At 72.9% G+C, this 14,441-nt stretch carries 13 protein-coding genes; 11 read left to right on the top strand and 2 right to left on the bottom strand.

Annotation, left to right across the window (positions count from 1 at the left end; translation table 11 throughout):
- The first annotated feature begins 14 nt into the window (after positions 1–14).
- Positions 15–1,265, top strand: a complete 1,251-nt coding sequence (locus ACWCSV_RS30045) for a hypothetical protein (protein WP_451147553.1) — start codon at positions 15–17, stop codon at positions 1,263–1,265.
- Between the two features lie 18 nt (positions 1,266–1,283).
- On the opposite strand, the gene ACWCSV_RS30040 is transcribed toward ACWCSV_RS30045, so the two are convergent.
- Complete coding sequence (locus ACWCSV_RS30040; protein WP_451147551.1) at positions 1,284–3,413, bottom strand: prolyl oligopeptidase family serine peptidase; 2,130 nt, start codon at positions 3,411–3,413, stop codon at positions 1,284–1,286.
- 215 nt (positions 3,414–3,628) lie between these two features.
- Here ACWCSV_RS30040 and ACWCSV_RS30035 point away from each other — a divergent pair, with 215 nt between their 5' ends.
- From ACWCSV_RS30035 to ACWCSV_RS30000, 8 genes are all read left to right on the top strand, one after another.
- On the top strand, positions 3,629–3,823 hold the full coding sequence (locus tag ACWCSV_RS30035; RefSeq protein WP_266708674.1) for a hypothetical protein: 195 nt from the start codon (positions 3,629–3,631) through the stop codon (positions 3,821–3,823).
- Positions 3,824–3,974: 151 nt separating this feature from the next.
- Positions 3,975–4,898: an N-acetyl-1-D-myo-inositol-2-amino-2-deoxy-alpha-D-glucopyranoside deacetylase gene (mshB, locus tag ACWCSV_RS30030; RefSeq protein WP_451147549.1), complete on the top strand. Its 924-nt coding sequence runs from the start codon at positions 3,975–3,977 to the stop codon at positions 4,896–4,898.
- Positions 4,895–5,365 (top strand): DUF6113 family protein, encoded by a 471-nt coding sequence (locus ACWCSV_RS30025; protein ID WP_451147547.1) that lies wholly within the window; start codon positions 4,895–4,897, stop codon positions 5,363–5,365. The genes mshB and ACWCSV_RS30025 overlap by 4 nt, the downstream gene beginning before the upstream one ends.
- Positions 5,366–5,540: 175 nt before the next feature.
- Positions 5,541–7,706, top strand: a complete 2,166-nt coding sequence (locus ACWCSV_RS30020; protein WP_451147545.1) for a hypothetical protein — start codon at positions 5,541–5,543, stop codon at positions 7,704–7,706.
- 229 nt (positions 7,707–7,935) lie between these two features.
- Positions 7,936–8,871: an ABC transporter ATP-binding protein gene (locus ACWCSV_RS30015; RefSeq protein ID WP_451147543.1), complete on the top strand. Its 936-nt coding sequence runs from the start codon at positions 7,936–7,938 to the stop codon at positions 8,869–8,871.
- Positions 8,872–8,897: 26 nt separating this feature from the next.
- The gene (locus tag ACWCSV_RS30010; protein ID WP_451147607.1) at positions 8,898–9,686 is read left to right on the top strand and encodes an ABC transporter permease; all 789 of its coding nucleotides are present in this window, start codon (positions 8,898–8,900) and stop codon (positions 9,684–9,686) included.
- Positions 9,683–10,870: a histidine kinase gene (locus tag ACWCSV_RS30005; RefSeq protein WP_451147541.1), complete on the top strand. Its 1,188-nt coding sequence runs from the start codon at positions 9,683–9,685 to the stop codon at positions 10,868–10,870. The genes ACWCSV_RS30010 and ACWCSV_RS30005 overlap by 4 nt, the downstream gene beginning before the upstream one ends.
- 10 nt (positions 10,871–10,880) lie before the next feature.
- Entirely contained in the window at positions 10,881–11,498 is a 618-nt protein-coding gene (locus ACWCSV_RS30000; protein ID WP_451147539.1) for a response regulator, read from the top strand.
- A gap of 151 nt (positions 11,499–11,649) precedes the next feature.
- On the opposite strand, the gene ACWCSV_RS29995 is transcribed toward ACWCSV_RS30000, so the two are convergent.
- Positions 11,650–12,795, bottom strand: a complete 1,146-nt coding sequence (locus tag ACWCSV_RS29995; protein WP_451147537.1) for a methyltransferase domain-containing protein — start codon at positions 12,793–12,795, stop codon at positions 11,650–11,652.
- Positions 12,796–13,267: 472 nt separating this feature from the next.
- Here ACWCSV_RS29995 and ACWCSV_RS29990 point away from each other — a divergent pair, with 472 nt between their 5' ends.
- Together ACWCSV_RS29990 and ACWCSV_RS29985 are read left to right on the top strand one after the other, a co-directional pair.
- Positions 13,268–14,107, top strand: a complete 840-nt coding sequence (locus ACWCSV_RS29990; protein WP_451147535.1) for a helix-turn-helix domain-containing protein — start codon at positions 13,268–13,270, stop codon at positions 14,105–14,107.
- The gene (locus tag ACWCSV_RS29985) at positions 14,104–14,313 is read left to right on the top strand and encodes a DUF397 domain-containing protein (protein ID WP_451147533.1); all 210 of its coding nucleotides are present in this window, start codon (positions 14,104–14,106) and stop codon (positions 14,311–14,313) included. Before ACWCSV_RS29990 ends, ACWCSV_RS29985 begins: the two co-directional genes overlap by 4 nt.
- Positions 14,314–14,441 lie beyond the last annotated feature (128 nt).

Here is a 14,441-nt window from a genome sequence, read left to right as displayed (position 1 = left end):
TAGAGGATCCTCGCGTGACACTCACACGGGGAGCCCGCATCACGGGCACGGCCCTCAGCGCCGTGCTCGCTCTGATCAACATCGGCTGGATCGTCCGGGACCTGCGGGTGCTCGGCGGACCCGGCCCCCTCTGGGACTTCTGGTCCGGGACGCCCGAGAGCTTCCCCACCGGAATCCCCGCCACGACCGGCGGCACGCTGGTCCTCCTCCTCGTCCAGCTGGTCACCGCCTTCGTCGTGCTCCGGTCACCGTCCGCCGCAGCCGCGCTGGTCGCCACCGGCGTGGCCACCGTGCTGCTGCGGCTGCCCGGCGTCTGGACCACCAACGCCTCGTGGATGGGCGGCTACTCCGACGACCTCCGCCTGCGCGCGATGATCTGCGCCGTCCTCACCCTCGCGGCCGCGACCGCCATGATCGTGACCGCCTCGGCCGGCCGTCGGCCCGCCGAGGAGGTGGGGCTCCTCGCGCCGAGCCGGCCCACCGCGGGCGCCGGGGTCGTCGCCTTCCTCGCGCTCGGGGCCTCCGGGGCGGTGGTGATCGCCTGGGAGATCCGGCAGTTCTTCGTCTACCCGGCCGAGCTCTACCCCGACTGGTACATCGGCGGGCGGGTGGCCGGCAGCACGCTCGTCGACGCACCGGGCGGCTGGTCCACCGTGACCGTGGCGCTGCTCGCCCTGTTCGCCGCGGTCTCGGCGGTCGCGCGCGCCGTGCACTCCCGGCCGTTCGCCATGGTCGCCGCGCCCTTCCTGCTGCTCTCCGGCGCTCTGGGCATCGCCCGCGGCATCCGGCTGGACCTGTTCGGGGCGTTCTCCGACGTGGGGCTGGAAGCGCAACTGAACATGGCCACCTGGGTGTTCCTCCCTCTCGCGGGTCTCGTCGCGCTCCTGGTGGCCGCCCTCCCGGGGCGGCCCGAAGCCGAGGGCGGACCGGGCCGGGGCTGGGGGCCGGGCACCCCGGGGTACGGCTACCCGCCCCCCGCCCCTCCGGGCCGGGCCCCCGGCTACGGCTACCCGTACCCGTCGTCGGCCCCGGGCTCCGGGTACCCGCAGGCGTCGGGCTCGCCGTACCAGGGCGGCGCGGGGTACGGCTACCCGTCCGCAGGGCAGGACGGGGGATACGGCTCCGGGCAGCACTCCGGGCAGGACCCGGCGGAGGGCGCCGGGCCGGGGTACGGCCCCCCGCCGGGCGGCGGCTTCGGGCCGCCGCCGTCCTCCCCGCCGCCCTCGCCCCCGCCGCCGCCCTCGTCGCCGCCGCGCGGCTGGTGAGCCCGCAGGCCCTGCCGGTCAGCCCGCCGCGGGCAGGCCCAGGGACCGCCTGAGGAACTCCACCTGGAGCAGGAGCAGGTTCTCCGCGACCTGCTCCTGCGGGGTCATGTGCGTCACCCCGCTCAGCGGCAGCACCTCGTGCGGGCGTCCCGCCGCCAGCAGCGCGGAGGAGAGCCGCAGGGCGTGCGCGACCACCACGTTGTCGTCCGCCAGGCCGTGCACGATCATCATCGGCCGTACGGTGTCCGCCGGTTCGGACAGCCCGTCGTCGGTCACCAGCGAGTTGCGCGCGTACACCTCGGGCTGCTCGGCGGGGTCGCCGAGGTACCGCTCGGTGTAGTGGGTGTCGTAGAGCCGCCAGTCGGTCACCGGGGCGCCCACGACCGCCGCGTGGAACACGTCGGGGCGCCGCAGCACCGCGAGGCCCGAGAGGTAACCGCCGTACGACCAGCCGCGCATCGCCACCTTCGACAGGTCCAGCGGGAAGCGTTGGGCCAGTGCGTGCAGCGCCTCGATCTGGTCGTCCAGGGTGAGCGCGAAATCGTCCCGTACGGCCTTCTCCCAGGCGGGGGAGCGGCCCGGGGCGCCCCGGCCGTCGGCCACGACCACCGCGAAGCCCTGGTCGGCGAACCACTGCGAGGTGAGGTGGGCGTTGTACGCGGCGACCACACGGCGGCCGTGCGGGCCGCCGTACGGGTCCATCAGCACCGGAAGCGGACCGTCCGACTCCTGGTAACCGGTCGGGAGCAGCACGGCGCACGGAATACGCCGTGCGCCCCCCTCGGTGAGGACCGGACGGGCCCGCAGCACGGGTTCCTGGGCGTGGTTGGCCACCTCGGCGACCTGCTTGCCGTCCCGCAGCACGCGTACGGTCGCGCCTGGGCGCTCCAGTGAGGTGGAGAGCAGCACCGTCAGGGGGCCGGAGCGGACCGCCGAGTGGACACCGACCCCTTCCGACATCCGTTCGACGCCCAGTTCGCTCACCCGGTACACGTGGCTCTCGCCCGTCTCCGGTGCGGCTGCCTCCTCGCCCGCCACCGCCTGCACCAGGATGTCGGACTCGCCGATGTCCAGGACCGCCTGGAGGTGGAGCCGGGCCCCGGTCAGCGCGCGGTCGCCGACGTGCAGGACGCGCGCCCCGCCCTCGTCCGCGATCCGTACGAGCCGCCCGTCCGGGGTCCACGCGGGCACCCCACCGAAAAGATCCAGCCAAATCGGGTCCTCGTCCGCGTGCACGGTCCGGGTCGCCCCGGTCTCCGGGGCCACCGCCAGGTACAGCTGACCGCGCTGGTCACGGGCCTGTACCAGCAGCAGCGGCGCACCCGCCGACGACCAGTGGACCCGGGCCAGGTACGGGTAGCGCGCCCGGTCCCACTCCACCTCGGTGCGCCCGCCCGCCAGGTCCATGAGGAAGAGCCGGACCCCGGCGTTCGAGGTGCCCGCCGCGGGGTAGGCGACCTCGGCCGGCCTGCGCTCCGGGTGCGCCGGATCGGCGATCCACCAACGCCGGACCGGGCTGTCGTCCACCCGGGCCACCAGCAGCCGGTCCGACTCCGGCGACCACCAGAAGCCCCGGTGCCGGTCCATCTCCTCGGCCGCGACGAACTCCGCGAGCCCGTAGGTGAGGTGCTCCTCCTCCGGTTCGGCCACCGCCCGGTCGCCGGTCCCGTCCGCGCCGACCACCCGCAGCGCGCCCCGCGCGACGTAGGCGACGTGCCGGCCGTCGGGGGAGGGGCGGGGGTCGATCACCGGTCCGGGGACGGGCAGCGCCCGTGCCGTACCGGCGCGCAATTCGGCCACGTACACCGTGCCGGAGAGCGCGAAGGCGGCCAACTCCGCCTCGGCGTCCACCGCGTACCCGACGATGCCGGCGCCGCCCTCACGGGTGCGCTCGCGCCGCGCCCGCTCCTGCGGCGACAGCTCCTCCGTCGAACCGCCCAGCAGGGCCCCGGGATCGGCGGCGACGCGCTCCCGGCCGGTGGAAGGGTCCAGCACCCAGAGGCGGTTGACCGAATCCGTACCCGAGGAGGAGCGCAGGAAGACTACCCGCGTCCCGTCAGGTGAGACGGAGAAGGCCCGGGGCGCACCGCGGGTGAATCGCTGGGTCCGTGCGTGCTGGAGGGGAAAAGACAGCTTCTGCGAGGTCATGGCCCGAAACCTAGCCGGAGGGCCGCCCTCCGTGCGCCCCCTTGTGCTGCCGTGACCCGGACAATGCCTTGGCACGGATAGTTATGATCCGTAGCGCTCGGTGGGTAGGAACCTGCTGGGCTCTTCGTTGCTGCCCCGCTGTTGTCCGTTCAGGCCCGATGTGTTTGATCTGTCCGATGTTTCCGTCGCGACCGTACTGATGGAGGTGAACCGCCGTGGCACTCTCGATTTCGGCGGTAGTGCTGCTGGCGATCGTCGTCTTCCTGCTGATCCGGAAATCCGGGCTCAAGGGCGGACACGCGGCGATCTGCATGCTGCTCGGGTTCTATCTGGCGAGTTCTTCCATCGCCCCGACGATCGCGGACCTCACGTCGAACGTCGCGGGCATGATCGGCAGCATCAAGTTCTGACGGCGGGCCGCCTCCGGCGGCCCGCTCGTGCCGTGTCCGAGGGCTCCCGGCCGCGCCCGGGGGCCCTCCGGCCGTGCCGTCCGGCTCCCCGGTCGTGTGAACCGAGGACGCCGACGCCCGGAGGGTGCGCCGGGCTCGTAGGGTGGTCCTCATGAAGGACCTTCCCGCCCGCCGTCTGCTGCTGGTGCACGCGCACCCCGACGACGAGTCGATCAACAACGGCGCCACCATGGCCAAGTACGCCTCCGAGGGCGCCCACGTCACGCTGGTGACCTGCACCCTGGGCGAGGAGGGCGAGGTCATCCCGCCGTCGCTGGCGCACCTCACGGCCGACCGGGACGACGCCCTGGGCCCGTACCGCGTGGGCGAACTCGCCGCCGCCATGAAGGAGCTGGGGGTCACCGACCACCGCTTCCTCGCCGCCCCGGGCCGGTTCCGCGACTCCGGGATGATGGGCACCGAGCAGAACCACCGCCCCGGCGCGTTCTGGGACACCGACGTGGACGACGCGGCGGCCGCGCTGGTGGACGTCGTCCGCGAGGTCCGCCCGCAGGTCCTGGTGACGTACGACCCCGACGGCGGTTACGGCCACCCCGACCACATCCAGGCGCACCGGGTGGCGATGCGCGCGGCCGAACTCGCCGCCGACCCCGGGTACACCACCGGCTCCGGCGCCCCGGACGCGCCGCACGCCATCGCGAAGATCTACTGGAACCGGATGCCCCGCCCGGTCGCCGAGGAGGCGTTCGCCCGGCTCCGGGCCGAGGCGCCCGCGGTGTTCGGCCAGATCGCCGGGATCGACGAGGTGCCCGGGGTGACCGGGGAGTCCGTGATCACCACGGAGATCGACGGTTCTGCGTACGCCGCGGCGAAGGCGGCGGCCATGCGGGCCCACGTCACCCAGATCACCGTGCGCGAACCCTGGTTCACCCTCTCCAACGACAAGGGCCAGCCCTTCTTCACCACCGAGTACTACCAACTCGTCCACGGCGTACGGGGCGGTGACGGTCCACGCGAGCACGACCTCTTCGCGGGGCTGCCCGAGGCCGACGGCGACGCGGGGACGCGGGCATGAGCGGCAAGAAGGACCGGGCCCGCGCCGAGGCCCGCGCCCCGCGCACCAACGCCCCGCCCCGGGCGCCGGAGCCCACCGGCATCGCCGCCCCGCTCAACCCCCGCCGGATCGGCGGCTACCTCGCCCTCGCGGTCGTCGGAGCCCTGGCCGGGCTGGCCGGTGTGCTGGTCCAGGGGGCCTGGTTCCCTGGCGGCCTGCTCCTGGCGCTGGCCGGTGCGGCGGGCGTCTTCTACGGCGGCCGCGTCCTCGTCCGTACGCAACTCGGCGCCTTCGCGCCCGCCGCCGGCTGGCTGGCCGCAGTCGTGGTGGCGCTCAACGGACGCCCCGAGGGCGACTACTTCTTCGGCGGCGGCGACGAGATCGATCTGGCGCTCTTCGTCCTCGGAGGGATGGTGGTCGCTGTGATCTGTGCCACTCTCTCCAAGGGGCCGGTTTCGGCCAACGACCAGGAACGTTCAGGCCGGTGACGCGCCTTGAGCGGCAGCTCGGGGACGTCCACGGGTGTGAGGCGCCGGTGGAGGTTTCCACCGGCCGTGAAACGCCCGTGCGCGGCGGCCAGTATGGTGGTGCGCGCGCCGAGCCGTCCCCTGGCCTGCGGCATGGGGGAAGTACGGGCGGCGGAGCCAATCGGGAGAACCTGCTTTGAGTCGTGAAACTGACAGTTCGTCCTCCGGGCCCCAGGGGCGCGGTGGTGCCGCCTACCCCTCGGGCACGCCGCCGTACGGATCACGCCAGTACCCGTCGTTGCACCCGACGCAGGACGGCGTGGACCCCGCACCGGAGTCCACCCAGGAATCCCCCCGGTCGTCCCGGCCCGACGAGCCCAGGACCGAGACGACCCTGACGACGCGCATCCGGATCAACATCCCCGGTTCGCGGCCGATCCCGCCCGTCGTGATGCGTACGCCGATGGCGGAGGGCGACAACGCCCCCGACCCCGAGCGCACCGCCGTCACGCCGCTCCCGGGCCCCGGCGCGGGCACCCCCGCCCCCGGGCAGCCGGCCGGCGGGTCCGCGTCCGGCGCGGAGGCGCGCGAGGGCGGCGACCCCGAGGGGACGCCGGCCGAGGCGCCCGCCAAGGAGAAGCCCGCCAGCGACTGGTTCGCCCCGCGCAAGACCCCGGCCGCCAACTCCGTGCTGGGCACCCCGGGCACCTCCGCCGGCCCCGCCGGTGGTCCTGCCGGGGGAACCGTGCCCGGTCCGGCCGGTGCGGAGCCGCAGTCCGGCCCGCGCGAGTCCGGCCCGCGTGACGGGTCGCCGTACTTCGACGGCCCGCAGAGCGGCTTCCCCGCCGGTCCTCCGGCCGGCCGCAGCGCCCTGGACAGCATCGACGCGGACCTGACCGACTCCGGCCGGCCCACGCCGAACCTCGGGGTACGCACCCCCGGCCCGGCCGGCTCCACCGCCGGTCCGGCCGCCGGCACCGCCAGTTTCCCGGCGCCCGGTTCCGGTAGGCCCGGTGCTGGAAACCCCGGTGCCGGAAACCCCGGTGCCGGTACGCCCGGCCAGGGAACCCCCGGCCTCGGAATCCCGGGCCTCGGGAACACCGGCCCCGGGAACCCCGTGGGCCAGGGCCGTCCCGGCCTGACGGTCCCGGGCACTCAGGGCCCCGGCGTTGCGGGTTCCGTGCCCCGGCTCTCCGACGACACCGCGATCCTGACCCCGCAGGCGCCCGCGCCCGTCCCGGGCGGCGGACACGTCTCCGGTGACACCCTCACCGGCGGCATCCCCGTCGTGCCCGGCGGCCCCCGGCCGTTCCCGCCCCGCCCCGACGGAGCGGACGGGCCCAACGCCGTACCGCAGGGGCCGTCGGGTCCCACCACGCCCCGTCCCGCCCCGCAGGCCGCGGCTCCCGCCCGCAAGGGCCGGTCCAAGACGGTCCTGCTCGGCGTCGCGGTCGTCGTCCTGGCGGGCGTCGCGTACGGCGCGGGCCTGCTGATGAACCACTCCGAGGTCCCCAAGGGCACCACGGTCCTCGGCGTGGACATCGGCGGCGGCACCAGGACCGAGGCGGTGAGCAAGCTCGACGCGGAGTTCGGCAAGCGCGCGCAGGCACCGCTGAAGCTGTCGGTCGACGGCAAGCAGACGGAACTCTCCCCGGAGAAGGCCGGCCTGGCGCTGGACAGCGAGGAGACCGTCCGCGACGCGGCGGGCAGCGACTACAACCCCGTCTCCGTGATCACCTCCCTCTTCGGCGGGGCACGCCCGGCCGACCCGGTGATCCCGGTCGACGAGGAGAAGCTCGGCGCGGCGCTCAACGCCCTGTCGGGCCAGTCCGGGTCCGCGACCGACGGCACCATCAAGTTCGAGCCGAACAAGGCCGAGCCGGTGCCGGGCAAGCCGGGCAAGGGGATCGACGTCAACCAGTCGATCATCGCCGTTCGGGACGCCTACCGCGCCCAGGTCCAGACAGGTACCTCCGCCGTCGTGGAGCTGCCGGTCGTCACCCAGCAGCCCACCATCACCCAGGCCGAGCTCGACCGGGCGATGAAGGAGTTCGCGGAGCCCGCCATGTCCGACCTGGTCACCATCCAGGCCGGCGGCAAGGAGATCCAGTTCGGCCCGGCGCGCTCGCTGCCGCAGATCCTGTCGATGAAGCCGATCGACGGCAAGCTGGTGCCGTACTACGACAAGAAGGCCATCGAAACCCTCTGCGACGGCGTCTTCGACGGCGTCATGGCGGTCAAGGCCGACGGCAAGCAGCACCAGATCGGAGCCGACGACGTGGCCAAGGCCATGCAGACGGCGCTGCTCGGCAAGACCACCGCGGAACGCACCGTCACGATCGACCTCACCGGCCAGGGCTGACCGGGCCCTTCCCGAAACGTCGCCGCACACCGCCCCGTCCGGGTCCTCCGGGCGGGGCGGTGGCGTACGGGGGCGGGGGCCGAGCGGGCGCGGGGCGGTGGCGTTCGGGCAGCCGGCAGCCCTCCGGGCGGCCCGGCCATCCGGTCACCCGCCCGGTATGACATCTGTCATCGCCGATCCCAGCCCCCCGTCCCTGCCGCGCGCACCTCCCATCGGCGAGGCTGTACGCATGACAACGACAGCCCCCGGAGCGACCGCCGCAGCCACGGCCGTGGTCAGCTTCGACCAGGTCAGCAAGGCGTACGGCGATGTGCGCGCGGTCGACGGGCTCCACCTCGACCTGCACCCCGGCGAGACCGTGGCGCTGCTCGGCCCCAACGGCGCCGGGAAGTCCTCCACGCTCGACCTGCTGCTCGGTCTGCGCAACGCGGACAGCGGCACGGTCCGGATCTTCGGCACCACCCCGCAGGAGGCCATCGCCGCCGGGCGGGTCGGCGCGATGCTGCAGAGCGGCGGGCTGATGGAGGACGTCACCGTCGAGGAGATCGTCCGGCTCGCGTGCAGCCTGCACCCGCGCGCCTACCCGGTCGGCGAGGTGCTGGCCCGCGCGGGCATCGCGCCGATCGCCGGCCGCATGGTCAACAAGCTCTCCGGCGGCCAGGAGCAACGGGTGCGGTTCGCCCTCGCCACCGCCGGGGCCAACGACCTGATCGTGCTGGACGAGCCGACCACCGGCATGGACGTCACCGCCCGCCAGGCGTTCTGGGCGACCATGCGCGAGCAGGCGGACCAGGGCCGTACCGTCCTGTTCGCCACCCACTACCTCGAAGAGGCCGACGCGATCGCCGACCGCGTCCTCGTCCTCCACAAGGGCCGGCTGCTCGCCGACGGAACCGCCGCCGAGATCAAGGCCATGGCGGGTGTCCGCCGGATCTCGTTCGAACTGGAGGGCCCGATCGACGAGACGGCGCTGCGCGCCCTGCCGTTCCTCTCCGCGCTCGACATCAGCGGAGACCGGATCCGCATCCAGTCGCAGAACGCCGACGCGACCGTCCACGCGGTCTACGGCCTCGGGCTCTACCCGCGCGCACTCGAAGTAGCCGGACTCGGCCTGGAACAGGCCTTCGTCGCCATCACCGAGGCCGAGGAGGCCCGAACCGCATGACGAACACCACCAGCGCGACGACTGTCATGGGCGGGAAGACCGCCGGGCGTACGAAGAGCCGGTCGAACCTCTTCTCCGGCGTGCTGATCCGGCTCGAAGTCACCCGCACCCTGCGGAACAAGAAGTTCATGTTCTTCTCGGTCCTCTACCCGTCGGTGATCTACCTGGCGGTCTCCAGCACCCAGAACACCACCGACCTGGTCCCCGGCACCCACCTGACCATGCAGGCCTTCTTCATGGTCGCCATGGCCTCCTTCGGCGCACTGACCGCCGTCCTCATGGGCAACAGCGAACGCATCGCCAAGGAGCGTGAGAAGGGCTGGGTGCGTCAGCTCCGCCTGACCGCGCTGCCCGGTCACGCCTACGTCCTGGGGAAGATCGCCAGTGCCGCGATCGTCACCCTGCCGTGCATCGTGGTCGTCTTCGTGGTCGCCGCCGCCGTCAAGGGCGTACGGCTCGAGGCCTGGCAGTGGTGCGCGCTGACCGGGGTCATCTGGGCCGGGTCGCTCGTCTTCGCCGCCCTCGGCGTGGCCATCGGCTACGTGGCAAGCGGTGACGCGGTCCGCCCGATCACGATGATCATCTACTTCGGGATGTCGATCCTCGGCGGGCTGTGGATGCCCGCCTCCACCTTCCCGGGATGGCTCCAGGACATCTCCCAGTGGCTGCCCACCCACGCGTACGCTGCTCTCGGCCAGGCCATCGAGACCGGTGGCGCTCCGCATGCCAAGGACGTCACGCTGCTCCTCGCCTACTTCGTGGTCTTCGCGGGCGGCGCGGCCTGGCTCTACCGGAAGGACACCCTGAAGGCGTGAGCGACGACGTCACGGGGGTGGGCATCGGGCGCCCACCCATCACCCGCCGCCAGATCGCGACGAAGCTGCTCTGGATCTGCGTGTGGCTCGCGTTCATGGGCGCCCCGGTCTCCGACCTCCTCGACGGACACCACAGCCGGTGGGCCACGGCGCTCGGCTGTCTCGGTCTGCTCGCGTTCGTCGCCGTGTACCTCCAGCTGTTCTTCCGCCACACCTCCCGGACCCCGGCCCTCACCCGGGCCGCCTGGACCATCGCCGTCCTGGTCGTGTTCGCCGCCGTCCTCAGCCTGACGCTCGGACCGCAGTGGCTGGTGCTCTTCGTCTACGTCAACGTCTCGGCCGGTGCCGCGCTCTCCCTGCGGGCCGCCTGCCGGCTGATCCCCGCCGTGACGGCGCTGATGGCGGGGATCGGCCTCGCCGACGGCGCCGACAGCGCCGGGGAGCTGGTCCTCGGCCTGCTGGTGCCCGCACTGCTCGGCGGGTTCGCCATGACCGGCGTGCGGCAACTGATGCGTACGACGCATGAGTTGCGCGAGGCCCGGGCCACCGTCGCCCAGCTCGCGGCCAACGAGGAGCGGTTGCGGCTCGCCCGCGATCTGCACGACCTGCTCGGCCACTCGCTCTCGCTGATCACCCTGAAGAGCGAGCTCGCCGGGCGGATGCTCCCCGGCCACCCCGAACAGGCGGCCCTCCAGGTCGCCGACATCGAACAGGTCAGCCGCCAGGCCCTGGCGGACGTACGCGACGCCGTCACCGGCTACCGCCGCCTCACCCTCCCCGGCGAACTGGCCGGAGCCCGTACCGCGCTGGCCGCCGCGGGCATCACAGCCGACGTCCCCGCCGACGCCCCGGACGCGGACGGCCTCACCGCCGCCCGCGAGGAGGCCCTCGCCTGGGGGCTGCGGGAAGCCGTCACCAACGCCGTACGCCACAGCGGGGCCAGGACCTGCGCGGTCACTCTGACCCCCAGGCAGACCCTGGACGGGCAGGTGCTCGAACTCGCGGTCGCGGACGACGGACGGGGCGGGGCAGGCAGCACGCCCGGCAACGGCCTCACCGGCCTCCGCGAACGCCTCGCCGCCGTGGACGGCACCCTCGTCGCCCGCCCCGCCGACACCGGCCGGGGCTTCCGGCTCACCCTCAGCGTCCCGCTGGACGTCTGCCCGCCCGGTGAACACCCGTAGGATCGCCGGAATGAGCGAGAGCGTGATCAGACTCCTCCTGGCCGAGGACCAGTCCATGGTGCGCGAGGCCCTCGCCGCGCTGCTCGGCCTGGAACCCGACATCGAGGTGGTGGCCCAGGTGGCGCGCGGCGACGAGGTCCTCGACGCCGCCCGCGCCCACGCGGTCGACGTGGCCCTCCTGGACATCGAGATGCCGGGCATGACCGGCATCGAGGCCGCCGGAGCGCTGCACCGCGCACTCCCGGCCGTGAAGATCGTGGTCGTCACGACCTTCGGGCGCCCCGGCTATCTCCGCCGCGCGATGGAGGCGGGCGCCGACGCGTTCCTGGTGAAGGACGCGCCCGCCGCCCAACTCGCTGAGGCGGTACGGAAGGTGGTCGCCGGAGAGCGTGTCATCGACCCCGCCCTGGCCGCCGCCGCCCTCGCCGAGGGTGCCAACCCGCTGACCGAGCGCGAACGGGACGTGCTGCGCGCCGCGGCGGACGGCTCCACCAACGCCGAGATCGCCGGGGCCCTCCACCTCTCCCACGGCACGGTCCGCAACTACCTCTCCACCGCCATCCAGAAGACGGCCGCCCGCAACCGGGCGGACGCGGTACGGATCGCGGCGGACAAGGGCTGGTTGTAGCGCCGGGCGGCCCGTTGCCCGTCCGGCCGGCCGCCCCGTCCGGCCGCTCCGGCCGACTGCTCCGGCCGGCCGCTCCGGCCGCCGCCGGAAACCTCGGCGCGGAGCCGCCGGCCCCTCGCGCCGGGGCGGCAGTCCTCTGCCGCCCCGGCGCTCATCGGTCGCCGACCGAGGTGTGCCACTCACCCCGGGACAGGTGGACCACTCCGTCCGGGGTGATGCGGACCCGCGCTCCGAGCAACGGCAGGGAGCCGTCCGTGTTGAGCCGGTTCCGGAGGCGCTCCAGCACGTCCCAGAGGCGGCGCGGGCCGCCCTGATGGACGGCGGGCGGGTCGGTCCACTCGGCGGACGCGCGGGCCCACGAGCCGTCCGGATGCACCAGATAGGCGGTGCGCGTCTTCCCCCGGGCGCCGAAACCGAGCTCCACACCCGGCGCGGTGACCTCCAGCATGGACCTCAGCTCCCACGCGTTCTCCAGGTCCACCACCGGGTAGCGGCCCGTGCCCACGTCGTCCCCCTCCGCCACGTGGGCGAGGGCGAACAGGTCGGTGCAGGCGTCCGGGTAGTCGTCGCCCGACCGGGCCGGCATGAACCCGGCCATGTCCCGCTCGACCTGGCCCACCACGTCCCCGTTGGCGCGCTTCCACCCGGTGACGATCAGAGTCGTCCGGGCCAGCGCCATGGCGAGCCGCCCGCCCGGCACGAGCGAGGTGAGCACCGCGCGGAGCCCGGGCCCCGGCGGCAGCCCGACCGTGGACACGATCCGCTCGTACGCACCCGGTACGTGCTCGGTCGCGTCCGCCGTGAGCATCGTCGGGTAATACCCGAGCTCCGCGAGCCGTTCGCCCGCGACGGAGGAGAGGTAGGGGTCCACGTCCAGGCTGGTCACGTGCTTGTCCCCGATGCGGAAGGACGCGTACGCGGTGAGCCCGCCCGCCCCCGTACCCAGGTCCAGCAGCGGAAGCCCGTCCCCGAGCCGTGCGTGCCGGAGCATCCGGACCGTGAGGCCCGGCGGCGTCGCCGACGACGTGGGCAGCCCCTCCGGCCGGTCCTCGGGCGTGGCGTGGTCGGCGTGCAAGCCACTCACCCGGGTCACCAACGACCGGTCGGCGTAAGCCGCTTCGGCCCAGGAGGACGAGTCGCTCGTCCCGTCGCGCAGCGCCCAGGCCCCCGTACCGTCGGGCTCCCACCAGCGGGGTACCAGTTGGTGGCGGGGTACGCGCGCCACCGGCGGGAGCCAGCGGGACATCGGGTCCACGATGTCGGTGGCGAGCTGCTCCGCTTTGGTCTGCCAGTCCATGGGCGGCCTTTCAGAGGGGGGTGGTGGGTCTGGTGAATCCGGTGAATCCGGTGAATCCGTGTGGACGTCGAGAGCCTGAGTGCTGGCGGGGTGCGTACGCCTCCGAATCGCGCCACGCGCCCCGCCTTCGGGTGGAATCCGTCCGATTCCTCGGCGTCCGGGGTGCGTGCCGTGCGTCGCGGACGCCGGGCTCCGCGCTCCGCGTACCGGGTTGCGTCGGAGCGCTTCGCCCCGACTCCGCGCGCTGCGGCGGGAGTTATCGACCCGCGGTCGCTCCATGGGGGTCGCCGGGCGTGTCGACCATGACTGTGCCGAGGACGGGGGCCGGGGGACCCGTGGCATTCGGACTGACGTTCTCTCCGGACACCTTTCGCTCCTCTCTGTAGCGGTTTCACTACGGGGGGTCCCCAGGGTGTCCTAGAGTCAACTTCCCTTCAACTAGCGGAAATGGAAGGAAGAGGAGGCCCACGGCATGGTCAACCGCTTGGAGTTGAACCCGGAAGCCAGTCCGCGCGCGGCATACGGTGCGCGTATCAGACGGATGCGGGAGAGGCGCGGGTGGAGTCAGGAAGAGCTGGCATCCCACCTGACATATTCCAGCCAGCATATTTCAGCGGTTGAAACTGCTCGGAAGCCGCCAACTCTCCGCTTCTCACGGGAGATCGACGCCGTATTCGGCATCACCGGCTCGGCCGAATCGTTCGAGAACGAGTGGCGCGAGATCCGGCACGGCGTGCTGCTGGAGGGGTTCCCGGAGTACGTCGCGTACGAGGGGCGGGCGGTGGAGATCCGGCTCTTCGAGGTGGGGATCATCCCAGGCCTGTTGCAGACGCCGGAGTACGCACAGGTGCTCGCGTACAGCGCGGTACGGAGGGGCGTCATCACGCCCGAGCAGGCGGACGAACGGGTGGCGTTCCTGGCGGAGCGGCAAGCGGTGCTGGTGCGACCCCGCCCGCCCATGACCATGGTGGTGATGGACGAGAGCTGCATTCGCAGGCAGGTCGGAGGGGCCAAGGTGATGGACGCGCAGCTGGCGCGCCTCGTCGAGTTCGCGGAGCTGCCGAACACCGTGCTCCACATCGCCCCCTACGAGATGGGCGAGCGCCGTCCGTTCGACCTCCCGATGAACCTGCTCACGCTGGCCGATCTGTCCGTGATGGCCTACGCCGAGTCCCAGATGCGCGGGCATCTGGAGCGTGAAACGGCCTCCGTGCTTCCTCAGTTGGTGACCTACCATCAACTGCAGGCCGAAGCGCTGTCTCAGGCGGCCTCGGTGGCCATGATTGAAAAGGCACGAAAGGGCACCCCATGACGTCCGAGTCCCCCCGTTGGTTCACGTCTTCCTACAGCAACAACGGTGGCAACTGTGTCGAGGTCGCTGCCAACCTGGCCGTGGCGCACAACGTCGTACCTGTCCGTGACTCCAAGATCTCCAGTGGCCCGGTTCTGGGCTTCACCACCGACTCCTTCGCGTCGTTCGTGGCGGGCGTGAAGGCCGGAGAGTTCGGCGCCGTCTGATCCCTCGGTACCGGGCCGACCGCACCAGGCAGAAGGAAGCCCCACCGTGCGTCCTTGAGTTCTAGTAGTCGTCGCAACACCCCAGCTCAGGGGATGCGATGGAGTTCGAGATCCGGGAGAACAGGGGC

Source organism: Streptomyces sp. NPDC001770, assembly GCF_053596135.1.
Note: the sequence above shows the minus strand (reverse complement) of the source record. Positions and strands in the feature narration are given on the sequence as shown.